This is a genomic window from Faecalibacterium sp. An122 (genome assembly GCF_002160895.1).
Lineage (GTDB): Bacteria > Bacillota > Clostridia > Oscillospirales > Ruminococcaceae > Faecalibacterium.
Map to the genome: position 1 here is coordinate 152524 of NZ_NFLL01000003.1, position 23085 is coordinate 175608.

The following is a 23085-nucleotide window of genomic DNA, read 5'->3' on the forward strand; positions in this document are numbered from 1 at the left end:
GCTTCTATTCCTCCGTTGAGGTCACTCTGCGCAGAGCACCTCGGTCACATAGAAATACGAATTGTTGACGATGTCCGTTACCGCCGCAGAGGTAATGGTGGCGCCGGACAGGGCGTCCACCTCGGTGAGGTTGGCGCCCACCGCGCCGGACTCGGTCTGGGTCGTGGTCAGACCAGCCTGAGCCATGCGGTAAGCGGCCTGCTGCTCGGGGGTCTGATCGGCGAAGGGTACTGCCTGCTCCTGGCCGTCCATGGCGCTCTTGCTCAGGCCGGCGGTGTACAGGTTGCGCCGTGCCACAGCCTCGGGGCTGGAGTCCAGCGGCGGAGCCAGTTCATCGCTCAGGGGCTGGCCGTTCATGGCCGAGAGGGTCAGACCGGCTGCATACATCTTGCGGGTGGCCTCTGCTTCCGCGGAAGTATCCGACACATTCCACTGGGTGGGGTCGAAGTCCTCGGCGGCAGGAGCTTCCTCCGACGCTGCGCCGGCAGCGGCATAGACTGCACCGGTGGCCGGATCGGTCACGGTGTAGGTTTTGCCTGCCAGCGTGAAGGGAGCCACGCCCTCATACTGGGACGTAAACTCCGGGTTGACGCACTGGCCGCCCAGGGTGTCGGTCTCTCCCTGAGAGAGAATCTCCACCTTGGAAACATTGCCCTCCGCGTCCATGGTCACGGCAGCCTGCACATCGCTCTGGAAGCCTTTTTTGGTTCCCTCCACGCGGTAGCTGCCATCGTCGAGCTGGTACACTGCGCTGATGCCGTAGGCGGCTGCATCCGCCTCAGACACCGGCAGCAGAGTACCTGCAACCGTGGTGCGTGCGTTCTGCAAGGAGATCAGACCGACCGCCATTGCAATGGTCGCAACGCCCATGGCCGCATAGCCCGGCAGTCGTTTGCGCCACAGCGGAGCCGGGGCAAACGGGTTGGTTGCCTGCTTCATGCTATCACCTACCTGTTTTTGTCTGCATAGGGGAAAGATCCCTCCATGAAAATGACCGCTCGGCCTGCTGCAACAAGCGGAACGGTCTCCTCACTGGTATTCTATCATGGGTCTGAAAAGTAAGTCAACGCAAACTGTTAAATTTTTCTCATTTTGTAGCCATCCTTTTACATTTTATGACACAGAGCGCGGGTGCTTCCTGGCGCACAGGAGCTGCAGGCCGTATTTCCCTGCCAAATCCAGGGAGGAAAGGGTGGGCATGCTCTTGCTGACCAGGGCTCCGGCCCCGGCCCGGATGGCTTTTCGCACCATGTCTTCCGGCACCCGGCCGCTGGTGTACAGGATGCACTCAGCCAGCGGCACACCGCCCAGCAGAGCACAGCCCACCGCCTTGTCCAGGGCGTTGTGGCGGCCGATGTCCTCGCACTGGTACAGAATCTGCCCGCGGCGCATGATCAGACAGCTGTGAACCGACCGGGTGGCCTGGTACAGGGGCAGCCCGGCGCTCATGGCAGCGGTCAGGGTGTCCACCCATTCGGGTTCCAGGGCCAGGGAAGGAGAGGGGCGCAGGGAATGCAGTTCCGCAGGCCGGGCCAGAGGCAGGTTGTCGGTGCTGCTGGCCACCTCCTGGACGGCGGCCCGGGGGGCCGCCAGCGGGTGGATCAGCTCCACCTCGATTCGGGACCCGTCGGCGCAGACCGAAATCCGGTCCACCTCTCCGGCCGATGCGATCCAGCCCTCGGTCAGCAGACGGCCCAGCGCCATTTGGGGCAGCAGCGCCGGGGTGCACACTACCCGGAAGGCAGGCTGTCCGTTGACCAGGATGGAAGCCGCATGCTCACAGGCCAGCACCGCCGGGGTGCCGTCCGGCAGCCGGGCCGGGCCGCAGCCCGGCCGGGACCCAAAGGCATCATAAATCTGCATAGGCCTTATTCTCCTATATAGGTAAAGCGGGGCTGCACCTTGCCGTCCCGGTCCACCTGCTCGCACCACATGGAGGCCGGACGCACCCACAGGCCGCCCTCCCCATACAGGGGACGGTAGACCACCATTTCTTCTTCGGTCTCGCTGTGGCGGGCCATCCCGATCACTTGGTATTCGTTTCCCTTGAAATGGCGGTAACGCCCGGGCCGGACATCGTACTGAAAAGGCTTCATAGTCATTCTCCTGTTTTGTGTGATTCTCCTGGCTGTGCGCCGGTCAAAAGTCATATCCTTCGGGTATTATACCATGTTTTCCAGCCGACCGCAAAACAGGGGAGAGCCTGCTGCTCTGCAAAACAAAAAGCGGGCGCCCTGTCAGGACGCCCGCCGGCTGCCGGATAAAACAAAAGACGATCTCATTTCTGAGATCGTCTTGGTGCGGATAAGAGGACTTGAACCTCCACCGAGTTGCCCCGATTAGAACCTGAATCTAACGCGTCTGCCAATTCCGCCATATCCGCATATTTTGTTTTGTTTGTGTTGTCTGGTCGCCCGGAACGTTTGCTATTATAGCGCAAAAGGCGGCGGTTGTCAACAGGCTTTTTCAAATTTTTCTGACAAATTTTCGGGCGGATTTTGCTGCATTCTGCGCGCTGCAAATATGGTACAATAAAATCCATCTTATCGCATCAAAGGAGAAGCATGGAATGAATGTTGTGATTTTTGCAGCGGGCGCGCTGCTGATGCTGGTGATGGGCCTGCGGGCCACCAAAAGCCGCCGCGCGCTGGTAACCAGAGGGGAGAAGGTCCAGGCCCAGGTGGCCGGCACCATCCAGACCCGGGAGGGCATATCCCTGGCGCTGGAGTTTACCACGCCGGCGGGCAATACCCGCCGTCTGCCCTACCCCATGCCCCGCAAGGCCAAGGGCTTTTCCCAGGGCAGCCAGGTGACCCTCTACTATGACCCCGACCACCCCGAAAAGGTCTATGTGGAGGGGGACAAGGCGGTGCTGGGCGCCGAGGCGATTTATTATGTGCTGGCGGCGCTGCTGCTGTTGCTGGGCTTTGTGCTGATGGGAATGTAAGGGGGAGAACGCAATGCTTTTGGAACATCTCTATCAGGGCGAGCCGGGGGCCTGGAAGATCACTTTCCGGGCCGATGCAGAGGAATTGGGCCGGGCCCTGGCGGCCCAGCAGGCCGCCCACCCCGAACAGTCCAAAGAGGACCAGCTGGCCGAGGCGGTCAACGCGGCGATTCTGGCGCCGGATGGCTTTTCGCCGGTCTGGGCTCAGGCAGTGGCCCAGGCGGATCTGGTGCCGGTGACCGACCCGGACTTCAGCCTGCTGGCGGTCAACGAGGAAGAGGGATTCCGGGCGGAGGCGGAGTTTTTCGCCCTGCCGCCCCTGACCCTGGGCCGGTATACCGGCTTTGTCCAGGCCATTGAGCCCCGGCCCATCCGCCGGCTGACCCTGGAGCTGGAAATCAACCAGCGCCACGGCGCCGAGGACCGGGCCGCCGACGAGGCCGGCAAAGCCGCCCTGCGCCAGCGGGTGACGGCGGAGATTTACGCCAGACGGTGCCAGCAGGCCCGGCTTTTGGCCGAGCGGAAACTGGTGTCCCAGCTGGGCGACCAGGTCACCGGCCCCCTGCCCAAACAGCTGGTGGCGGGGAATTACTTTGCCGAGCAGCGCCGCTTCAACCTGAGTCTGCAGGCCCAGCGGGTCAACTTTGACCAGTACCTGCAGGTCCGGGGCCAGACGGTGGAAGAATTCCGGGCCGAGCTCCACGCCGAGGCCGAGCGGAACCTCCGCAGCCGTCTGGGCCTGCTGATGGTGGCGGACAAGGAGGGCTTCTGGCCCACCCAGGAGGAGGTCCAGGCACAGCTGGAAGCCTGGGACCCTCGCCGGGACGGGGAAAAGACCTTCCCCGCCAACGACGCCCGAAAGGTCCGTCAGAAACTGGCCGCCCAGCGGGCCGCCGCCTACATTGTGGCCCACTCCACCCTGCTGGACCCTCCGGCAGAACCCACGGTGGTGGACACCCTGTAAAAAATGACCAGAAAAAACGCCCCTGCTTCCCGAAAGGGAGGCAGGGGTGTTTTGGCAGGAAGGCCCATGGAATGGGCCGGGGAATGGCAATTTACCAGCGGGAACCCATGTCGGTGAAGGCCATCAGGATGCAGTCAATCCCGAAGGCAATGAGCAGGAACGCCACCAGATACCCCACCGTAAACAGGGCCAGGAAGGGCTGGAACAGCATCATAAAGCCCAGAATCAGCCCCAGGATGTTCACGATCAGGGAGAAATAGTAGTAGAAGGAGCCGCCCAGCAGCCGGATGATGCCCACATGGGTCAAGCGGCTGATGCAGTGGGTGATGAACCACAGGGGGAACAGGAGGGAGACAATGCCCTCCGCGATGCCGGGGTAGGCCAGCAGGGCGATGCCGGTCATGATGCTCAGAATGCCGGACACCAGCGAGATGACCGGCCCAAAGCCGGTGAACCGCTCCTCCTTGATGTAAATGACAATGTCATAGATGCCGGTGACCACGGCGGCGATGCCGTAGAGGACCGCAATGCCGGTGAACATGCTGCGGGGCCGTATAAAGGTGAAGGCGCCCAGCAGAATCAGACAGATTCCCATCAGGAACTGGCTCCAGCCAAAACCGGAACGACCTCTCATTGCTGTGCGCCCCCTTCCGCCAGAAGCTGCATGAATTCTTCGCCGGTGATGGTCTCTTTTTCGTACAGGTGCCGGGCCAGACGGTCCAGGGCCTCCCGGTTGTCCGCCAGAATCTTGCGGGCTTTGGCGTGCTGCTGCTTGACCAGGGCCACCACCTTCTGGTCGATGGCCTGCTGGGTCTCGGCGGAACAGGCCAGAGAGGTGTCTCCGCCCAGATACTGGTTGTTCACCGTCTCAAAGGCCACCATATCGAATTCGTCGTTCATGCCGTAGCGGGTGATCATGGCCCGGGCCAGCTTGGTGGCCTGCTCGATGTCGTTGGAAGCGCCGGTGGTGATCTGGCCAAAGACCTCTTCCTCGGCGGCCCGGCCGCCGGTGAGGGTGGCGATCTTGTCCTCCAGCTCCTCCTTGGTCAGCAGGTTCTTGTCGTTCTGCTCCACCTGCATGGTGTAGCCCAGCGCACCCGAGGTGCGGGGGATGATGGTGATTTTCTGCACCGGCGCCGAGTGGGACTGTTTGGCCGCCACCAGGGCGTGGCCGATCTCATGGTAGGCCACCACCTTTTTCTCCTGGTCCGAGAGGATGGCGTTTTTCTTCTGGTAGCCTGCGATGACCACCTCGATGCTCTCCTCCAGGTCGGCCTGGCATACGGTGGTCCGGCCGGCCCGCACCGCCCGCAGGGCGGCTTCGTTGATGATGTTGGCCAGCTCGGCGCCCGAGGTGCCGGCGGCCATCCGGGCGATGGTGTGGAAGTCCACATCCGGCTCGGTCTTGATCTTGCGGGCGTGGACTTTCAGGATGGCTTCACGGCCGGCCAGGTCGGGCAGCTCCACCGGTACCCGGCGGTCAAACCGGCCGGGCCGGGTCAGGGCGGGGTCCAGGGATTCGGGCCGGTTGGTGGCCGCCAGAATGATGACGCCGTTGTTCCCCTCAAAGCCGTCCATCTCGGTCAACAGCTGGTTGAGGGTCTGCTCCCGCTCGTCGTTGGAGCTCAGCTGGCCGTCGCGCTTTTTGCCGATGGCGTCGATCTCATCAATGAACACAATGCAGGGGGCTTTTTCCTTGGCCTGCTTGAACAGGTCGCGCACCTTGGATGCGCCCATGCCCACAAACATCTCCACAAACTCCGAGCCGGAGATGGAGAAGAAGGGGACTCCGGCCTCGCCGGCAACGGCCTTGGCCAGCATGGTCTTGCCGGTGCCCGGAGGGCCCACCAGCAGGACGCCCTTGGGCATCGAAGCGCCCACGTCGGTGTATTTCTTGGGGTTGTGGAGATAGTCCACGATCTCGGCCAGGTTTTCCTTGGCCTCATCCTCGCCGGCCACATCCGCGAACCGGATGCCGTCCGAGGACTGGACATAGACCCGGGCGTTGCTCTTGCCCATGCCGAAGGACATGGCGTTTTTGCCGCCCATCTGCTCCATCATCTTTTTGCTCATGTACTGCCCCAGGCCGATGAAAATCACCAGCGGCAGCACAAAGGAGAGCAGGAAGCTCAGGATGGGGGAACCCTCGTCCCCCACATCGCTGGCAAAGGTTGCGCCGGACTCGTGAAGCCGTTCGGTGAGGCCCGGGTCGTACATGACGCCGGTCTGATAGATCTTGGAGTCGTCTTTGTTGGTAAAGGTGATCTCGTTGTCGGTGATCTCTACCCGGCCAATGTCCTGCTCCTCGATCATGTCCATGAAGGTGCCGTAATCGACGGTCTCGATCTGCGGCGCCATCAGGAAGGTCGGCACAATCATATTGAACAGAAACAGGATGGCAAGCACCAGCACATAGTAGTAGATCAGAGGCTTTTTGGGACTTTTGACTTCTTTCATACTGCAGTCTCCTCCTCTGGGTGGATTGTACGTTACCGTACAATTTTCTTGACATGCTAAGTGTAGCCCTGTTATGCGGCACAGGCATGGATAAAGTGTTAAAAAAGTGAAAACAAAAGCGCCCCCGCGCCCGGAGGGCGCAGGAGCGCGAAAAAACAGGGATCAGGAGGCGCTGTCGGCCTGGTCCACCCCTTCAAACTGGCTGTTGTACAACTTGGCATAAAAGCCGTCCTGAGCCAGCAGGGTGTCGTGGGTGCCCTGCTCGATGATCTTGCCGTCCCGCATCACCAGGATGACGTCGGCCTCCCGGATGGTGGACAGCCGGTGAGCCACAATAAAGCTGGTGCGGCCCTGCATCATTTTGGCGAAGGCCTTCTGGATGCGGACCTCGGTGCGGGTGTCGATGGAGCTGGTGGCCTCGTCCAGAATCAGCATGGGGGGCAGGCAGAGCATGACGCGGGCAATGCACAGCAGCTGTTTCTGGCCCTGGCTGATGTTGCCGCCGTTCTCGGCCAGAACGGTGTCGTAGCCCTCAGGCAGACGGCAGATGAAGCTGTGGGCGTGGGCGGCCTTGGCGGCGGCGATGATTTCCTCGTCGGTGGCGTCGGGCTTGCCGTAGGCGATGTTCTCCCGGACGGTGCCGGCCCGCAGCCAGGTGTCCTGCAGGACCATGCCGTAGCTGCCCCGCAGAGAGGCCCGGGTGGCCTGGCGGATGTCGGTGCCGGCCACCGAGATGCTGCCGCCGTCCACGTCATAGAACCGCATCAGCAGGTTGATGAGGGTGGTTTTGCCGCAGCCGGTGGGGCCCACAATGGCGATCCGCTGGCCGGGCTGGACGTCCAGGGTGAAATGCTCGATCAGGGGCCGGTCGGGCAGATAGCGGAAGGAGACGTCCTGCAGCTGGACGTGGCCGTCGGGGGTCAGAGTGACGGCGTCTGCCGCCTCGGGGATCTGGTCCTGGGCGTCCAGCAGGGCAAACACCCGGGCCGCACAAGCCAGGGCGTTCTGCAGCTCGGTGACCACGCCCGAAATCTCGTTGAAGGGCTTGGCGTACTGGTTGGCGTAGCTGAGGAAGACGCTCAGCTGGCCGATGGTGATGCCTCCCGCCACGGCGTAGAAGGCGCCCACCAGACCTACGCCGGCATAGACGATGTTGTTGACAAAGCGGGTGGCGGGGTTGGTCAGGCTGGAGAAGAAGGTGGCTTTCAGGCTGACATCCTGCAGCCGCTGGTTTACCTCGTCAAAGGCGGCCATGCTCTCGGCCTCGTGGCCAAAGGCCTGGACCACCTTCTGGCCCTCGATCATCTCGTTGACCAGGGCGGTCTGCTCGCCCCGGACGGCGCTCTGCTGGTGGAAATAGCCGTAAGAGTGCCGGGCGATGAAGCCCGCCACCACCAGACTCAGGGGGGTAATCAGCACCACCACCAGGGAAATCAGCACATTCTCCCGGAACATGAACAGCAGGGTGCCCAGAATGGTCAGCACGCCGGTGAACAGCTGGGTGAAGCCCATCAGCAGGCCGTCGGCAAAGGTGTCCACGTCGGCCACCATCCGGCTGACGATGTCGCCGGAGAGGTGGCTGTCCAGATAGGACAGGGGCAGGGACTGGATTTTGTGAATGGCGTCGTTGCGCAGGTCCCGGGTCACCGAGAAGGTGATCTTGTTGTTGCAGACGCTCAGCAGCCACTGGGCCAGGGCGGCCAGCACCATCACCACCAGAATTTGCAGGATGATGCCCCACACCCCCGAGCGGTCCACCTGGCCGGGACCAATCATCAGGTCGATGGCGTCGCCGCACAGCAGAGGAATATACAGCTGGGCCGCCACGCTGACGGCGGCCACCAGCAGGCTGCCCGCCACAAAGATGCGGTAGGGGCGGATATAGGCCAGCACCCGGCGCATGGCCTCCTGGCTCTCGGCCGAGGACAGAGGACTCTTTTTCTTGGGATTACTCATGCCGGGGCACCCCCTTTCAGCAGTTCGGACGGCTTCTTGAACTGGCTCTCATAGATTTCCTGATAGACGGGGCAGCGCTCCAGCAGTTCGCTGTGGGTGCCGCAGCCCACCATGTGGCCGTCGTCCAGCACCAGAATCCGGTCGGCGTGCTGGAGGCTGGCGGCCCGCTGGCTGACGATAAAGACGGTCATGCTGCCGGGCAGGGCGGCGATGGCCTTCCGGAGGGCGGCGTCGGTGGCAAAGTCCAGAGCGCTGGCGCTGTCGTCCAGAATCAGGATGTCGGGTTTGGACACCAGAGCCCGGGCGATGGTCAGGCGCTGGCGCTGGCCGCCCGAGAAGTTCCGGCCGCCCTGTTCCACCGGCTCGTCCAGACCCAGAGGCTTGGACCGGACGAATTCAGCGGCCTGGGCGGTTTCCAGAGCCGCCCACAGGTCGGCGTCGGTGGCGCTGCGGTTGCCCCAAAGCAGGTTGGAACGGATGGTGCCGGTGAACAGCTGGGCTTTCTGCATGACGACGCCCACCCGGCTGCGGAGCATCTCCCGGGGCCAGGCCGAGGCCGGCCGGCCGAACAGTTCCACTGCGCCGTCGGTGGCGTCGTAAAAGCGGGGAATCAGGTTCACCAGACTGGACTTGCCGGCGCCGGTGCCGCCGATGACGCCGATGGTTTCCCCCCGGCGGGCGGTAAAGGTGATGCCGGTGAGGCTGGGTGCGCCGGCTCCGGCGTAGGTCAGGCCCACATGGTCAAAGCGGACGGCGTCCCCGTCGCGGGCGGGAGCCTTGCCGGTGATGACCTGGGGGAAGGCCATGCCGGGCTTGGTGTTCAGGATGGCCTGGACACGGCCCGCGCTGGCCACCGCCTTGCTGATCTGAACAATCAGGTTGGCCAGCTTGACCAGCTCCACCAGGATCTGGTTCATATAGTTCACCAGGGCGATCAGGTCGCCCGAGGCCATCCGGCCCACGTTGATCTCGATGGCGCCGGTGTAGAGCAGGGCCACAATGGCCAGGTTGATGAGCACATAGGTCAGGGGATTGGTCAGGGCGGACAGATGGCCCACCTTGAGCTGGAGAGTGGTCAGGCCGCCGTTGGTCTCCTCAAAGCGCTGGGTCTCGCTGGCCTCCTTGCCAAAGGCGCGGATCACCCGGACGCCGGTGAGGTTTTCCCGGGTGAGGCCCAAGACCTTGTCCAGCTTGCCCTGTACCTTTTTGTACAGGGGATGGGTGACGGCCATGATGCTGAACACCACCACCGACAGCGCCGGAATGGTCACCACAAAGATCAAGGCCGCCTGGATGTTGACGGTGAAGGCGCAGACCATGGCGCCGATCACCACGAAGGGACTGCGCAAAAACAGGCGCAGGAACATATTCAGGCCGCTCTGCACCAGGTTGATGTCGCTGGTCATCCGGGTGATGAGGGTGCTGGTGCCGATGGTGTCCATCTCGGAGAAGCCCAGAGACTGGATGTGGGCAAACAGGGCGTGCCGCAGGGCGGTGGCATAGCCCACCGCCGCCTTGGCGGAGAAATACTGGGCGGTGACGCTGCAGGCCAGGCCCACCAGAGCCAGCAACAGCAGCAGCCCGCACCGTGTCAGAATGTAGCGGGAATCGCCTGCGGCGATGCCCACGTTGACGATGTCGGCCATCACCAGAGGAACCAGCAGGTCAAAGCAGGCCTCCAGCATCTTGAACAGGGGGGCGATGAAGCTCTCCTTTTTGTAGCCGTTCAGATAGACAAGCATCTGTTTCAAATGAATAACGCTCCTTTCCCGGCGCTTTGTCACTGTAATGTGATTGGTTTTGATTTCATTATACCGCTCGGCGGGCGAAATTACCAGATATAAGTCCTGATTTTCGGCAAAAGAGCCAAGACCGCGTTTCAGCTCCCCGGGAACTGGTTGTCGAAAGGGAAAAATCCTGCTATACTAAAGCAAATACAGAAAAAAAGCCTTAAACGCCGTCCTTCAGGGGCAGAAAAACTGCTCGGGACGGCCCCGGGAAACGCCGGAAGGACGCGGCTCCGCCGCGGGCGTTCCCGGAGGGCGTGCCGTCTGCGGCGCGCCGATGGAGAGGCAGGAGGTCACCCATGGCAAGCGGGAAGAAACAGATCCGGTACCGGCCGGTCAAAAACCGGAGAAAAGAGCCTGCGCCGCTGCGGTACAGCCCGGTGTTTACCGGGTGCCCGGCGGTGGAACTGGCCATCCAGCGGCTGTATCAGGCGGGGGACGCCGAGCGGGAAAACCGCTTCTGGGCCCTCATCAAGGGGCTGAACTATGCCCTGCAGATGCAGACCCAGGTGCTGGTGCCGGTTCAGCTGTCCCCCGGCGGGCAGCGGAGCCAGTTCAGCTGGGCGGGCAGTCCCATCCCGGCCCAGCGGGCGGAAGGACTGCCCTTCTGGGTGCTCACCACCCCCAAGGGTCAGAAGATGCTGCCGGTGTTCACCAAGCCGGAGGAGGCGGACGGCAACCCCGCCACGTTGGGCCTGCCGGTGGTGCAGCTGCCCTTCCAGCAGGTGCTGGAGGACGCTCTGGGCCGGGAGGACTGGACCGGCCTGGTGGTGAATCCCTGGGGCAGGTCGGCCGCGCTGGACAAGAGCATCATGCGGGGCCTGGTGTATGCCCGGGGCGGTGAGGATACCCCCGGCGAGGCCGAAACCCGCCGCGGGCAGGAACTGGCCGGCCAGGGCAAATGGGAGGAGGCGGAGCCCCTCTTCGCCACGGCGGCGGCCCTGGATTATCCCGAGGGCATCCGGCGTCTGGCCGAATGCTATGACCGGGGCCTGGGCATCGCCAAAGACCGCCGCAAGGCCCTGAGCCTGTGGAAAAAGGCCGCCGCCCGGGGGGATGTGCTGGCCCAGGTGGCTCTGGGGGACCGGTACGGCGCAGGCACCGCCCGGACCCCGGGGGACCCTGGCAAGGCCCTGATGGCCTACCGCAAGGCCCGGTCCATGGCCGAGATGGATATGGATATCACCAGCTGGCCGGTGGTGTGCCTGCGGCTGGCCCAGACCGAGGCCAGCAGCACCGACACCGACCGGATGGTCCGGCTTCTGGCCGAGGCCATCCACGGACTGAATCTGCTGTCCCGGGAGGAGAAGGACGAGGCGGTGGAGCGGGAACTGCGCACCGCCGTCCGGGAGATGCAGGCCTATATCCGCAAGACCTACGCCGGCACCGCGGGGCTTCCCGAGCGGATGAAGGAGCTGGAAGCCCAGGTGAACATAGAATCTTTACATTTAAGCTGAAAAACAGCCATATTCACACGCTACAATAAAGGGGAAACAAAGACTGAAATCGGGACGCGCGTTTTGTCCCGGCATAGGCATAGAAGGAAAAGAGGGTTTCACATATGGGCAAAGTGATCGGGATCGACCTGGGCACCACCAATTCCTGTGTGGCGGTGGTAGAGGGCGGCAAGCCGGTGGTCATCACCAACGCCGAGGGCGAGCGCACCACCCCGTCGGTGGTGGCATTTACCAAGGACGGAGAGCGTCTGGTGGGCGGCGCGGCCAAGCGCCAGCTGGCCACCAACGCAGGCCGGACGGTGTCCAGCATCAAGCGCCGGATGGGCAGCGACTACCGGGTGCATATCGACGGCAAGGATCTGACTCCCCAGGAGATCAGCGCCATGATTCTGTCCAAGCTGCGCCGGGACGCCGAGAGCTATCTGGGCGAGAAGGTCACCGAGGCGGTCATCACGGTGCCGGCCTACTTTGACGACAGCCAGCGCAAGGCCACCCAGGATGCCGGCCGCATTGCGGGCCTCAACGTCCTGCGGATCATCAACGAGCCCACCGCTGCCGCAGTGGCCTATGGTCTGGACAACGAGGCCCCTCAGAAGATTCTGGTCTATGACCTGGGTGGCGGCACCTTCGACGTGTCCATCATTGAGATCGAGGACGGCACCTTTACGGTGCTGGCCACCGGCGGCGATACCCGGCTGGGCGGCGACGACTTTGACGCCCGGATCGTGGACTGGCTGGTGCAGGAGTTCAAAAAGACCGACCGCATCGACCTGACCCGGGACCCCGCCGCCATGGGCCGTCTGAAAGAGGAGGCCGAAAAGGCCAAGAAGGAGCTGTCCAGCGCCCCCTCGGCCCAGATCAATCTGCCCTTTATCGCGGTGGGCAAGGATGGCCCCCATCACATCGACGCCACCCTGACCCGTCCGCAGTTTGAGATGATGACCAGCGACCTGCTGGCCCGCACCATCGAGCCGGTGAACAACGCCCTGCGGGATGCAGGACTGTCGGCCTCCGATCTGGGCCGGGTCCTGCTGGTGGGCGGCAGCACCCGGATGCCGGCGGTGACCCGCCAGGTGAAGGAGCTGCTGGGGATGGAGCCCAGCCACACCCTCAACCCCGACGAGTGCGTGGCCATGGGCGCCGCCATCCAGGGCGGCCTGCTGCAGGGCGGCGGCAAGCTGGCCGGCGCCACCGGCGCGGCAGCGCAGGGCCTGGTCCTGATGGACGTCACCCCCCTGACCCTGTCCATTGAGACCCTGGGCGGCATCGCCACCCCCCTCATCACCCGCAACAGCATGATCCCCACCCGCAAGAGCCAGATTTTCACCACCGCCCGTCCCATGCAGACCTCGGTGGAAATCAACGTCCTGCAGGGAGAGCGCCGCTTTGCCAAAGACAACAAGTCTCTGGGCAAGTTCAAGCTGGGCGGCATTCGGGCCGGGTTCTCCTCCAAGCCCCAGATCGAGGTGACCTTTGACATCGACGTCAACGGCGTGGTGAAGGTCTCGGCCAAGGATCTGGGCACCGGCCGGGAACAGAACATCACCATCACCGGTTCCACCAACCTGTCCGAGAGCGAAATCCAGCGGGCCATGGCGGACGCCGCCGCCTATGAGGCGGAGGACAGCCGCCGGAAGGGCCGTCTGGAGCTCCACAACCAGGCCGAGATTCTGGCCTATAAGGTGGACGAGGCCCTCTCCAAGTGCAAAAAGGAGATCGACAAAGAGGAAAAGAACCGGATCAAGGCGGATCTGGCCGCCCTGCGCAAGAGCATCCGCAAGGACCACCCTGAGAAGATGAACGACGCCGAGGAGGCCGCCCTCCGCCAGGCCAAGGAAACCCTGGAGGCCAGCGCCAGCCATCTGATGATCCTCTACACCCAGGAGACCGGCACCGACGCCGGCTCGGAAAACAGCAACCTGTAATTTTTCACCCTTCCCCGGCAGCCTGTGGAAAACATGGGCTGCCGGTTTTTTGCTGGATGGGTTCGAGTATCTTCGTCAGAAATAACCCAACAAAAAAACCGGCAGGCAGTGCACGGGGCACCGTCTGCCGGGTTTTTGTTGCTATCAGAGCATTTTGGACAGGAATGCTTTCAGCCGGGGGTTCTTGGGGTTGGAGAACAGCTCCTCAGGGGGCTCGTCCTCCTGGATGGTTCCCTCATCAATGAAGATCACCCGGTTGGACACCTCGCGGGCAAAGCCCATCTCGTGGGTGACCACCAGCATGGTGATGCCGGTGTGGGCCAGCTCCTTCATCAGGGCCAGAACCTCGCCCACCATCTCGGGGTCCAGGGCCGAGGTGGGCTCGTCGAACAGGATCACGTCGGGGTCCATGGCCAGGGCCCGGGCGATGGCGATGCGCTGCTGCTGGCCGCCGGACAGGCTGGCGGGGTAGACGTCGGCTTTGTCCGACAGGCCTACGCGGGCCAGCAGTTCCTCCGCCTTCTGGGCGGCTTCCTCCTTGGACTTCAGCTTCAGGAGGGTGGGGGCCATGCAGAGGTTTTCCTTCACCGTCATGTGGGGGAACAGGTTGAAGTGCTGGAACACCATCCCCATCTTCTGGCGCAGCTTGTCGATGTGGTCCTCGTTGACCTCGATGCCCTCAAACTTGATGACGCCGCCGGTGGGCTTTTCCAGCCGGTTCAGGCACCGCAGAAAAGTGGATTTGCCGCAGCCCGAGGGGCCGATCAGGCAGACCACGTCGCCGCGGTAGATGTCAATGTCAATCCCTTTCAGGACGTCCAGGGTGGGGGTCAGGCCCTTGTAACCCCGCTTTTTCTCGCCGCCGTAGGTCTTTTTCAGCCCGCGGACTTCGATGATTTTTTCTTTAGCGGTCACTGCGTGCCAGCCTCCCTTCCATATAATTCAGCAGTTTCTCCAGGCAGAGCACCAGCACCAGATAGATCACAGCCACCGAGATATAGGGGAAGAAGGCGCTGTAGGTGCGGCTGCGGACGATGTCGCCGGCCTTGGTCAGATCCTGCAGGGCGATGTAGCCGCTGATGGAGGTCTCCTTCAGCAGGACGATGACCTCGTTGCCCAGGGCGGGCAGCACGTTCTTGACCGCCTGGGGCAGGATGATTTTCCAGGTGGCCTGGGTGTAGTTCAGGCCCAGGCTGCGGGCGGCCTCCATCTGTCCCGGAGGGATGCTCATGATGCCGCTGCGGAAAATCTCGGCCACATAGGCGCCGCTGTTGATGCCGAAGGCCAGGATGGCCACCGGCATCTTGTCGATCTTCACCGAGCCGAAGATGACAAAGTACATGATCAGCAGCTGGATCATGGTGGGGGTGCCGCGGATGACGGTCAGATAGACCTTGGCCAGGGCGTTCAGGATCCGCAGACGACCGGTCTGGTCATAGGTGGTGCGGATGTAGGCCAGAATGAAACCCAGCACAACGCCCAGAGCCGCCGCCGCAAAGGCGACAATCAGGGTGGTTTTCAAACCGTTCAGAAACAGCAGATAGCGCTGCTCTGTGATAAAGGTGGCGGTAAACTCGCTGACAAGCTCCGCCCACAGGTTTTGGAACATGGACATGGAATCCTCCTTGCAGGGCAGACGGGGTGGAACAAATATGCACAGATTTTGAATTTTTATGCATATATACATAAAGAGAAGGGACAGATCCAGGATTCGCACCCGGGCTCTGTCCTCCGCATCTCTTATAAAACCACAAAAATTGCAGTTTGTAAAGAGTTTTTCTCTTTTTTAGAGATCGCTTACTTCAGCACGATGATGGCCTGTGCAGCGGTGCAGTAGGTATCGGTGAAGTCGATCTGCTCCTGGCGCTCCTCGGTGATGGTCATGCCGGCCATGCCGAAGTCAGCCTTGCCGCTGTTGACGGCAGCGATGATGGAGTCGAACTCCATGTCCTCGATCTGCAGCTCGTAGCCCAGCTTGTCGCACAGAGCCTTGCCGAACTCAGCGTCGATGCCCACGATCTCGCCGTTCTCGATGTACTCATAGGGCTCGAAGGCGGCGTTGGTAGCCATGACCAGGGTGCCGTTGGGGTACTCGGTGCCTTCGGGAGTGGTGTAGCCCTCGGCGCCCTCCACCTTGGCGATGTACTTGTCCAGGATGGCGTCCAGAGTGCCGTCCTCCTTCAGCTCAGCGATGGCGGTGTTGAAAGCCTCGGTCAGGTCGGGGTTCTCCTTGCTGACGGCGATGGCGTAGCTCTCCTCAGCGAAAGCGGTGTCCAGGGTGGTCAGCTGATCGGGGTTGGCCTCGACGAAGTTCTTGGCCACCTGGTCGTCGATGCAGACGGCGTCGATCTTGTTGGTCAGCAGAGCCTGCACAGCGTCAGCGCCCTTGTTGTACTGCTCGACGCTGGCGATGCCCAGCTTGTCCTCGCCCTCGCCCACTTCTTCGCTCATCAGCAGGTCGCCGGTGGTGCCCAGCTGGACGCCCACGACCTTGCCGGCCAGGTCGTCCAGGGTCTGGATGGCCTGGGTGGAGGAAGCAGCAGAGTCAGCGGCGGAAGCAGCGCTGCTGGCGGTGCTGGAAGCGGCGGTGGAAGAGCTGGAGCTGGAGCAGGCGGTCAGAGCCATAGCGGCGGAAATACCGGCAGCCACCAGGAAGCTGCGGCGAGAAATCTTCTTCATATTCATACACTCCTCTTATCTTGCAAAAAACAAATTCATGCAGGGGCGGGCGACCCGCCCATAGGCCGCAAACACACGATGCGGCGTTTAGTCGGGAATCCTCCCGACGACAACCAGTAGTATAGTTTGTACAAATTGAAAAGTCAAGCCTTGTGCAGAAAACACGAGTGATTTGAAACCAATTTGAGATAACTTATACGCAAATCGATCTGAATCGTCGTATATATGCAAATTACTTTGGGCCCCTTCCAGCAAAAAAGCCCCCGCCTGAAAAGGCGGAGGCCAAAACCAGGGGACTTACAGATAGCGGGCGATTTCCTCGGCGCTGCGCTTGGGGACGCAGTAGTCCCGGTTGTCGTCCAGGTAATATTTGACGCCGGTGGCCACCGTCAGGGGAACGACCCGGGCGTCGTGGGTGGGATAGCCCAGGGCCACCATGGTGTGGAGCTTTTCAGTCTCAGACAGGCCCAGCAGCTGGGTCAGGCGGGGACGGTCGATGGCGCCCATGATGCAGCTGCCCACACCCTTGGCCCAGGCGGCCAGGGTCAGGTTGGCCAGAGCAATGCCGGTGTCGGTGTCCAGGTCCCCGGGAATGGTGGTGTCCTGCACCACCGCCACAAACAGGGTGGGCAGCTCCTCCGGCTTGGGGGTGCCCTGCTCGGGAGGCAGATAGGCGGCCCACTTCACCAGGGGCTGGATGCGGGCCACGTCCTCGGGCTTGGCGGCGATGACCAGCCGGACAGCCTGCCGGTTGGCCCCGCAGGAGGACAGGCGCACTGCCTCAATCATGTCGGCGATGACGTCGGCCGGCACCGGCTTTTGGGCAAAACGGCGGTAGGTGCGGCGGGTGGCGAGAAGTTCCATGATGTCCATTTCAGCGTTCTCCTTTCCGGATGATGGGGGTTAGTCGGGCCGGCCCTGCAGCAGGTCGGCCAGACTGCGGACGGTGAGGCCGTTCCGGCCGGTGACGGTTTCGGCGTGGAGCAGAGAGGACAGGACGCTCTCCTCCACGCACTCGGCAGCGGCGCGGAACAGGAGATCCATTTTGTTTTCTGCCGCTGCCCGCAGAGGCACCAGGTCGCTCTGGGGGTAGTGGGAGATGCGGTTGCCGGTGGAGAAGGCGATGACGATTTCGCCGCTGCCGTTGCCGCAGTAGGAGCCGGTGCGGCTCAGGCCCACAATGGCACGGCGGGCGATCCGGCCCAGCTGCCGCTCGGACAGGGGAACATCGGTGGCCAGCACCGTGATGATGGAGCCCTTGTCCTCGTGGGGCGGCACCTGGGCGGCCTGTTCCAGACGCTGGGCCACCGGCACCCCTGCCACAATCAGGTCGTCGAACTTGGCGTGGTTGGACAGAACCAGCGCGCCCATGTGGTAGGTCTGGCCGTCCAGTTCCACCGCCCGGGAGGAGGAGCCGATGCCGCCTTTCAGGCCGTGGCACCGCATTCCGCGGCCGGCGCCCACGGCGCCCTCGGCAAAGTCGGCGCGGCAGTCGGCCAGGGCCGCAAGGGCGTCCGCCTCGGTGACGTGGAGGCCCCGGATGTCGTTCAGGCCGCTGTCGTTGCACTCGCACACCACCGGGTTGACGCTGCCGGTGGTCTCGCAGATGTCGGGGCAGCGGTCCAGCATGTACTTCACCAGGGCGGTGGCGGCGGTGCCCACGCTCAGGGTGTTGGTGAACAGGATAGGGGTTTCCAGGGTGCCCAGCTCATCAATCTGCACCAGGCCGATGGTCTTGCCAAAGCCGTTGATGACATGGGACGCCGCCAGGACTTTTTCGTGAAAGGTGTCCCCGGGATGGGGCAGCAGGGCGGTGACGCCGGTCTGGACGCCGCCCCGGGACAGGGTGCAGTGGCCCACCGTCACCCCGGGCACGTCGCTGATTTTGTTGAGGGGGCCGTGGGGCAGGCTGCCCACCCGGAACCCCCAGCGGGATTCGATACCCATAGAGAAAACCTCCTGAAAAAACAGGGCCCTGTCGGGCCCTGTGAAAGATCAGACGCTGTCCAACTTGTCCAGGTCGTAGGGTGTGTTCTGATAGACGTAGTAGTTCAGCCAGTTGGAATAGAGCAGGTGCGCATGGGCCCGCCAGCGGAAGATGGGGGGCTGGCTGGGGTCGTCGTTGGGATAGTAGTTCTTGGGGGGCGCAATGGGCAGCCCCTTGGCTACATCCCGGCGGTACTCGGCGTCCAGGGTCAGCTGGTCGTACTCGGGGTGGCCGGTGACGAAAATCTGACGGCCGTTCTCGGTACTCAGCAGGAAGGGCCCTGCCTCGTCGCTGGAGGCCAGCACCCGGAGGGCCGGGCAGCTCTTTACGTCCTCCACGCAGATGCCGGTGTGACGGCTGTGGGGGGCGTAGAACACCTCGTCAAAGCCCCGCACCAGCGGGTTTGCGGGCCGGGTGACCCGGTGGGGGAAGATGCCGAACATCTTGGCGGGCAGCAGCTCCTTGCGAACGCCGTAGTGGTAGTACAGACCGGCCTGGGCACCCCAGCAGACGTGGAGGGTGGAGTAGACGTTGGTCTTGGAGTACTCCATGATCTCGCACAGCTCGGGCCAGTAGTCCACCTCCTCAAAGGGAATGGTCTCCACCGGCGCGCCGGTGATGATCATGCCGTCAAAGCGGCAGTTCCGCACCTCATCGAAGGTCTTGTAAAAGGCCTCCAGATGGGCGGCCGACACATGGGTGGCGGCGTGGCTGGCGGTCTGCAGCAGGGTCATGTGGACCTGCAGAGGGCTGTTGGCCAGCAGCCGGGCGATCTGGGTCTCGGTGGCAATCTTGGTGGGCATCAGGTTGAGGATCGCAATTTCCAGAGGCCGGATGTGCTGGGAGAGGGCCCGTTCCCGGTGCATGACAAAGATATTCTCAGCGTACAGGGCATCGTAGGCTGGCAGAGTCTTGGGGATAATCAGCGGCATGGGGGCGGGCCTCCTTCAAACAATTTCATGGGATGGGGTTCAGACCTGATCCAGGGCCTGGGCGATGTCGGCGATCAGGTCCTCGCTGGACTCCAGACCGCAGCTCATGCGCACCAGCTCGGCGGGAACGCCGGCGGCCTTCAGCTGTTCGTCGTTCATCTGACGGTGGGTGCTGGAGGCGGGGTTCAGGCAGCAGGTGCGGGCATCGGCCACGTGGGTCTCGATGGCGGCCAGCTTCAGGGACTTCATGAAGGTGCTGGCTGCCTCACGGCCGCCGGCCAGACCGAAGGACACCACGCCGCAGCTGCCGTTGGGCAGGTACTTCTGGGCCAGAGCGTGGTAGGGGCTGGACTCCAGACCGCAGTAATCCACATAGGCCACCTTGGGGTGCTTCTCCAGGAACTGGGCCACCGCCAGCGCGTTGGCGCAGTGGCGGGCCATCCGGACATGGAGGCTCTCCAGGCCCAGGTTCAGGATGAAGGCGGACTGGGGAGACTGGCAGCAGCCAAAGTCACGCATCAGCTGTGCGGTGGCCTTGGTGATGAAGGCGCCTTCCTTGCCGAAGCGCTCGGCATAGGTGATGCCGTGGTAGCTGTCGTCGGGGGTGCACAGGCCGGGGAACTTGTCGGCGTGGGCCATCCAGTCAAACTTGCCGCTGTCCACGATGGCGCCGCCGATGCAGGCGCCGTGGCCGTCCATATACTTGGTGGTGGAGTGGGTGACGATGTCGGCGCCCCACTCGATGGGCCGGCAGTTGACGGGGGTGGGGAAGGTGTTGTCCACAATCAGGGGCACGCCGTGGGCGTGGGCGGCCTTGGCGAACTTCTCAATGTCCAGAACCGTCAGGGCGGGGTTGGCGATGGTCTCGCCGAACACAGCCTTGGTGTTGGGCCGGAATGCGGCATTCAGCTCTTCCTCGGTGCAGGTGGGCTCCACGAAGGTGACTTCCACGCCCATCTTGGCCATGGTGACCGAGATCAGGTTGAAGGTGCCGCCATAGATGGTGGAGGAGGAGACGATGTGGTCGCCGCACTGGCAGATGTTGAACAGGGCGAAGAAGTTGGCCGCCTGGCCGCTGGAAGTCAGCATGGCAGCGGTGCCCCCCTCCAGAGCCGCAATCTTGCGGGCGACGGCGTCGCAGGTGGGGTTCTGCAGGCGGGAATAGAAGTAGCCGTCGGCCTCCAGGTCGAACAGCTTGCCCATGTCCTCGCTGGTAGAGTATTTAAAGGTGGTGGACTGGATGATGGGAATCTGGCGGGGTTCGCCGTTGCCGGGGGTGTAGCCTCCCTGGACGCAGATGGTATCGCGATTCATGGCAGAAAACTCCTTTCATACATGACAGGATGGTTTATTTGCGCAGGCGTTTGTCGCTGTGGTTGGACAGGGCGGTGCCCACGGTCTGGAACAGCTGAACCAGAACGATCAGCAGGACCACGGCTATCAGCATGATGTTGGCCTGATAGCGGTAGTAGCCGTAGGAAATGGCGATCTTGCCCAGGCCGCCGCCGCCGATGGCGCCGGACATGGCCGAATAGCCCAGAATGGTGGTGAGGGCGGTGGTCATGCTGGAAATCAGGCTGGGCAGGCTCTCAGGGATCATGACCTTGGTGATGATCTGGAAGGGGGTGGCGCCCATGCTCTGGGCGGCCTCAATGACGCCGGCGTCCAGCTCCCGCAGACTGGTCTCCACCAGACGGGCCACAAAGGGGAAGGAGGCCACCACCAGGGGCACGATGGTGGCGTTGGTGCCCACCGTGGTGCCGATGATGAAGCGGGACAGGGGGAACACGCAGATCATCAGGATCAGGAAGGGGATGCTGCGCAGGATGTTGATGACCACGTTGAGAGCGTGCATCAGCCAGCCGGGCAGGGGGAGCACCCCGTCCTTGTCGCCAGCCACCAGCAGGACGCCCAGGGGCAGACCCAGCACCAGGGCGAAGGCGGTGGACAGCACCGTAATATAAAAGGTCTCCCAGACCGCAAATGCAAAATCTTGTACCGTCACAGGCCGGTCACCTCCTCTACTGTTACGCCGGGCTGAACCTTGATGTAGTCCACGGCCCGGCGGGCCTCGGCCACATCCCGGGGCAGGCGCAGCATCATGCTGCCAAAGCACTGGTCGTTGAGATCACGGGTATCGGCGCTGAGGACACTGACCAGGATGCCGGTCTCGGCCGCCAGACTGGCCACCAGGGGCTTGGAGGTGGAGGAGCCGTTGAAGGTCAGGCGGATGACGTGGTCATCGGGGGCGAAGGAGGCCAGCTCGCGGGAGGCCTTGCCGCCGCCGGGAGCCACCAGACGGCGGGCCGCTGCGGTCTTGGGCCGGGCAAAGATCTCCTGCACAGCGCCTTCCTCCACCACGCGGCCTCCGTCCAGAATGGCCACCCGGTCGCAGATGGCCTCCACCACGCTCATCTGGTGGGTGATGACCACCACGGTGATGCCCAGTTTCTGGTTGATCTCCCGGATCAGGGAGAGGATGGAGCGGGTGGTGTCGGGGTCCAGGGCGCTGGTGGCCTCGTCGCACAGCAGAACCTTGGGGTTGGTGGCCAGGGCGCGGGCGATGGCCACGCGCTGGCGCTGGCCGCCCGACAGCTGGGCCGGGTAGGCCTCGGCCTTGTCGGGCAGGCCCACCGTCTGCATCAGTTCCCGGGCGCGCTTTTCGGCGTCGGCCTTTTTGACGCCGGCCAGTTCCATGGGGAAGCAGACGTTTTTCAGGCAGCTGCGCTGCATCAGCAGGTTGAACTGCTGGAAGATCATGGTGATCTCCCGGCGGCGGGCTCGCAGATCGGCGGGGGAGAGGGTCTCCATGGCGGTGCCGTCAATGACCACCGAGCCGGAGGTGGGCCGTTCCAGCAGGTTGATGCACCGCACCAGGGTGCTCTTGCCTGCGCCCGACATGCCGATGATGCCGTAGATCATCCCGTCGGGGATGGTTAAGTTGATGTCCTGCAGGGCCTCGACGGCGCCGTCCTTCATCTGGAAGGTCTTGGACAGATGTTTGATCTCAATCACAGCGGATGCTCCTTTTGCGCGTGTCAGGCCTGGATGGCGTCGAGGCTGGTCTGCTTGCCGCCGTAGATGCCCATGGGCTCCACGTGGATGCCGGCCACGGTCACCAGGTGGGTGCCGTTCTGCTCATTGAAGTCGTCCAGGTAGGGCTGATGCTGGAAGTAGTTGGTGTCGACGGTGCCATCCTCCACGATGTTGTTGGGGATGATGTAGTCGTCGTACTCCTGGATGTCCAGGGTGATGCCCTTGGCCTCCAGAATGGGGACGCAGACCTCCAGCACCTCGCAGTGAGGAGCGGGGGTGGCGGCGCAGCTGACGGTCTGGCCGTTCAGTGCGTCGTAGTCCACGGTGGGGTCATAGCCGTCGGTGGGGTTCTCCACCACCGACACCACGGCGCCGCCGTACTGCTCCAGCATGAAGTCCTTGACCTGCTGGCTCTCCAGGGCAGCGGCCAGAGCCTTGATGAGGGGGTTCTCCTCGTTGCCTTCCTTGCAGACCAGCACGTTGACGTAGTCGGAAGTGCCGTCCTCCATGGCCAGAGCCTGGGTCATGGGGTCCAGACCGGCAGCGATGGCGTAGTTGGAGTTGATGACCGCGTAGTCCTCATCCTGCAGGACGTTGGGAACCTGGGCGGCCTCCACCTCGTCGATGACGATGTTGTGGGGGTTCTCGGCGATGTCGTTCTTGGTGGCGGTGATGCCGGCACCCTCCTTCAGGGTGAAGAAGCCGTTCTTCTCCAGCAGCTGCAGGGCGCGGGCCTCATTGGTGGTGTCGTTGGGCACAGCCACATGGAGCTGGGCCGAGCTGCCGTTGCCGGAGGAGCAGGCGGCCAGGGCGGCGGCTGCGGCGGCAGCACCGGTGACTTTCAGGAAATTGCGGCGCGAAATCTTCAGCATAATCAAAACCTCTCTTACTATCCCACATAAAATGCTTCTTGCGTTCGTGTTTTGCGACGGAAAAATAAAAACTCCCGTCCGTACAG

The 23085-nt window shown here is 62.9% G+C and carries 21 protein-coding genes and 1 tRNA gene; 4 read left to right on the forward strand and 18 right to left on the reverse strand.

The window, feature by feature from the left end; all coding sequences use genetic code 11:
• Window positions 1-21: 21 nt before the first annotated feature.
• The 4 genes from B5E67_RS04145 to B5E67_RS04160 all read right to left on the reverse strand — a co-directional run bounded on the left by B5E67_RS04145 (window position 22) and on the right by B5E67_RS04160 (window position 2383).
• The gene (locus B5E67_RS04145; RefSeq protein ID WP_087246709.1) at window positions 22-939 is read right to left on the reverse strand and encodes an FMN-binding protein; all 918 of its coding nucleotides are present in this window, start codon (window positions 937-939) and stop codon (window positions 22-24) included.
• 174 nt (window positions 940-1113) lie between these two features.
• Window positions 1114-1863 (reverse strand): formate dehydrogenase accessory sulfurtransferase FdhD, encoded by a 750-nt coding sequence (locus tag B5E67_RS04150; RefSeq protein ID WP_087383113.1) that lies wholly within the window; start codon window positions 1861-1863, stop codon window positions 1114-1116.
• A gap of 5 nt (window positions 1864-1868) precedes the next feature.
• Window positions 1869-2096 carry a DUF1653 domain-containing protein gene (locus B5E67_RS04155; protein WP_087246707.1) on the reverse strand — a complete coding sequence of 76 codons (228 nt, stop codon included), beginning with the start codon at window positions 2094-2096 and terminating at the stop codon, window positions 1869-1871.
• Window positions 2097-2296: 200 nt separating this feature from the next.
• Window positions 2297-2383 (reverse strand) — tRNA-Leu (locus B5E67_RS04160).
• A 186-nt stretch (window positions 2384-2569) separates the two neighbouring features.
• On the opposite strand from B5E67_RS04160, the gene B5E67_RS04165 reads away from it, so the two are divergent.
• Complete coding sequence (locus tag B5E67_RS04165) at window positions 2570-2947, forward strand: DUF3592 domain-containing protein (RefSeq protein WP_087383116.1); 378 nt, start codon at window positions 2570-2572, stop codon at window positions 2945-2947.
• Window positions 2948-2960: 13 nt separating this feature from the next.
• Window positions 2961-3911, forward strand: a complete 951-nt coding sequence (locus tag B5E67_RS04170; protein WP_087383119.1) for an FKBP-type peptidylprolyl isomerase — start codon at window positions 2961-2963, stop codon at window positions 3909-3911.
• Between the two features lie 91 nt (window positions 3912-4002).
• Here the strand turns inward: B5E67_RS04170 and B5E67_RS04175 are convergent, their stop codons facing one another.
• From B5E67_RS04175 to B5E67_RS04190, 4 genes are all read right to left on the reverse strand, one after another.
• Window positions 4003-4545: a DUF308 domain-containing protein gene (locus B5E67_RS04175; RefSeq protein WP_087383122.1), complete on the reverse strand. Its 543-nt coding sequence runs from the start codon at window positions 4543-4545 to the stop codon at window positions 4003-4005.
• Window positions 4542-6368 carry an ATP-dependent zinc metalloprotease FtsH gene (gene ftsH, locus B5E67_RS04180; RefSeq protein WP_087246703.1) on the reverse strand — a complete coding sequence of 609 codons (1827 nt, stop codon included), beginning with the start codon at window positions 6366-6368 and terminating at the stop codon, window positions 4542-4544. The genes B5E67_RS04175 and ftsH overlap by 4 nt, the downstream gene beginning before the upstream one ends.
• 162 nt (window positions 6369-6530) lie before the next feature.
• Window positions 6531-8324, reverse strand: coding sequence for an ABC transporter ATP-binding protein (locus B5E67_RS04185; RefSeq protein WP_087383125.1), 1794 nt, complete (start codon window positions 8322-8324; stop codon window positions 6531-6533).
• Window positions 8321-10075, reverse strand: a complete 1755-nt coding sequence (locus B5E67_RS04190) for an ABC transporter ATP-binding protein (protein WP_343286509.1) — start codon at window positions 10073-10075, stop codon at window positions 8321-8323. The genes B5E67_RS04185 and B5E67_RS04190 overlap by 4 nt, the downstream gene beginning before the upstream one ends.
• A 335-nt stretch (window positions 10076-10410) precedes the next feature.
• Here B5E67_RS04190 and B5E67_RS04195 point away from each other — a divergent pair, with 335 nt between their 5' ends.
• Together B5E67_RS04195 and dnaK are read left to right on the forward strand one after the other, a co-directional pair.
• A complete protein-coding gene (locus B5E67_RS04195; protein ID WP_087383128.1) occupies window positions 10411-11568 on the forward strand; it encodes an SseB family protein in 1158 nt (385 codons plus the stop codon).
• Between the two features lie 104 nt (window positions 11569-11672).
• Complete coding sequence (gene dnaK / locus B5E67_RS04200; protein WP_087383131.1) at window positions 11673-13493, forward strand: molecular chaperone DnaK; 1821 nt, start codon at window positions 11673-11675, stop codon at window positions 13491-13493.
• A 144-nt stretch (window positions 13494-13637) separates the two neighbouring features.
• Here the strand turns inward: dnaK and B5E67_RS04205 are convergent, their stop codons facing one another.
• The 10 genes from B5E67_RS04205 to B5E67_RS04250 all read right to left on the reverse strand — a co-directional run bounded on the left by B5E67_RS04205 (window position 13638) and on the right by B5E67_RS04250 (window position 22999).
• Entirely contained in the window at window positions 13638-14408 is a 771-nt protein-coding gene (locus tag B5E67_RS04205; RefSeq protein ID WP_087363956.1) for an amino acid ABC transporter ATP-binding protein, read from the reverse strand.
• Window positions 14398-15108 (reverse strand): amino acid ABC transporter permease, encoded by a 711-nt coding sequence (locus tag B5E67_RS04210; RefSeq protein WP_242956762.1) that lies wholly within the window; start codon window positions 15106-15108, stop codon window positions 14398-14400. Before B5E67_RS04210 ends, B5E67_RS04205 begins: the two co-directional genes overlap by 11 nt.
• Before the next feature lie 182 nt (window positions 15109-15290).
• On the reverse strand, window positions 15291-16172 hold the full coding sequence (locus tag B5E67_RS04215; RefSeq protein WP_242956764.1) for a transporter substrate-binding domain-containing protein: 882 nt from the start codon (window positions 16170-16172) through the stop codon (window positions 15291-15293).
• Between the two features lie 297 nt (window positions 16173-16469).
• Window positions 16470-17045 (reverse strand): nitroreductase family protein, encoded by a 576-nt coding sequence (locus tag B5E67_RS04220; RefSeq protein WP_087246698.1) that lies wholly within the window; start codon window positions 17043-17045, stop codon window positions 16470-16472.
• Window positions 17046-17075: 30 nt separating this feature from the next.
• Window positions 17076-18119, reverse strand: coding sequence for a P1 family peptidase (locus B5E67_RS04225; RefSeq protein ID WP_087383134.1), 1044 nt, complete (start codon window positions 18117-18119; stop codon window positions 17076-17078).
• Between the two features lie 48 nt (window positions 18120-18167).
• Window positions 18168-19091 (reverse strand): homoserine O-succinyltransferase, encoded by a 924-nt coding sequence (gene metA, locus B5E67_RS04230; protein WP_087383137.1) that lies wholly within the window; start codon window positions 19089-19091, stop codon window positions 18168-18170.
• A 39-nt stretch (window positions 19092-19130) separates the two neighbouring features.
• On the reverse strand, window positions 19131-20405 hold the full coding sequence (locus B5E67_RS04235; protein ID WP_087246695.1) for an O-acetylhomoserine aminocarboxypropyltransferase/cysteine synthase family protein: 1275 nt from the start codon (window positions 20403-20405) through the stop codon (window positions 19131-19133).
• A 34-nt stretch (window positions 20406-20439) separates the two neighbouring features.
• Entirely contained in the window at window positions 20440-21096 is a 657-nt protein-coding gene (locus B5E67_RS04240; protein WP_087246694.1) for a methionine ABC transporter permease, read from the reverse strand.
• Entirely contained in the window at window positions 21093-22106 is a 1014-nt protein-coding gene (locus B5E67_RS04245; RefSeq protein WP_087363965.1) for an ATP-binding cassette domain-containing protein, read from the reverse strand. Before B5E67_RS04245 ends, B5E67_RS04240 begins: the two co-directional genes overlap by 4 nt.
• A gap of 23 nt (window positions 22107-22129) precedes the next feature.
• Window positions 22130-22999, reverse strand: coding sequence for a MetQ/NlpA family ABC transporter substrate-binding protein (locus B5E67_RS04250; RefSeq protein WP_087246692.1), 870 nt, complete (start codon window positions 22997-22999; stop codon window positions 22130-22132).
• Window positions 23000-23085: the final 86 nt, after the last annotated feature.

Excerpts from the sequence above, each read along its gene's own strand:
- metA (WP_087383137.1), bottom strand. The coding sequence starts at position 19,091 with ATGCCGCTGATTATCCCCAAGACTCTGCCAGCCTACGATGCCCTGTAC.
- dnaK (WP_087383131.1), top strand. The coding sequence starts at position 11,673 with ATGGGCAAAGTGATCGGGATCGACCTGGGCACCACCAATTCCTGTGTG.
- B5E67_RS04175 (WP_087383122.1), bottom strand. The coding sequence starts at position 4,545 with ATGAGAGGTCGTTCCGGTTTTGGCTGGAGCCAGTTCCTGATGGGAATC.
- B5E67_RS04215 (WP_242956764.1), bottom strand. The coding sequence starts at position 16,172 with ATGAAGAAGATTTCTCGCCGCAGCTTCCTGGTGGCTGCCGGTATTTCC.
- B5E67_RS04220 (WP_087246698.1), bottom strand. The coding sequence starts at position 17,045 with ATGGACATCATGGAACTTCTCGCCACCCGCCGCACCTACCGCCGTTTT.
- B5E67_RS04210 (WP_242956762.1), bottom strand. The coding sequence starts at position 15,108 with ATGTCCATGTTCCAAAACCTGTGGGCGGAGCTTGTCAGCGAGTTTACC.
- B5E67_RS04145 (WP_087246709.1), bottom strand. The coding sequence starts at position 939 with ATGAAGCAGGCAACCAACCCGTTTGCCCCGGCTCCGCTGTGGCGCAAA.
- B5E67_RS04165 (WP_087383116.1), top strand. The coding sequence starts at position 2,570 with ATGAATGTTGTGATTTTTGCAGCGGGCGCGCTGCTGATGCTGGTGATG.
- B5E67_RS04250 (WP_087246692.1), bottom strand. The coding sequence starts at position 22,999 with ATGCTGAAGATTTCGCGCCGCAATTTCCTGAAAGTCACCGGTGCTGCC.
- ftsH (WP_087246703.1), bottom strand. The coding sequence starts at position 6,368 with ATGAAAGAAGTCAAAAGTCCCAAAAAGCCTCTGATCTACTACTATGTG.
- B5E67_RS04150 (WP_087383113.1), bottom strand. The coding sequence starts at position 1,863 with ATGCAGATTTATGATGCCTTTGGGTCCCGGCCGGGCTGCGGCCCGGCC.
- B5E67_RS04195 (WP_087383128.1), top strand. The coding sequence starts at position 10,411 with ATGGCAAGCGGGAAGAAACAGATCCGGTACCGGCCGGTCAAAAACCGG.
- B5E67_RS04225 (WP_087383134.1), bottom strand. The coding sequence starts at position 18,119 with ATGGGTATCGAATCCCGCTGGGGGTTCCGGGTGGGCAGCCTGCCCCAC.
- B5E67_RS04185 (WP_087383125.1), bottom strand. The coding sequence starts at position 8,324 with ATGAGTAATCCCAAGAAAAAGAGTCCTCTGTCCTCGGCCGAGAGCCAG.
- B5E67_RS04235 (WP_087246695.1), bottom strand. The coding sequence starts at position 20,405 with ATGAATCGCGATACCATCTGCGTCCAGGGAGGCTACACCCCCGGCAAC.
- B5E67_RS04155 (WP_087246707.1), bottom strand. The coding sequence starts at position 2,096 with ATGAAGCCTTTTCAGTACGATGTCCGGCCCGGGCGTTACCGCCATTTC.
- B5E67_RS04170 (WP_087383119.1), top strand. The coding sequence starts at position 2,961 with ATGCTTTTGGAACATCTCTATCAGGGCGAGCCGGGGGCCTGGAAGATC.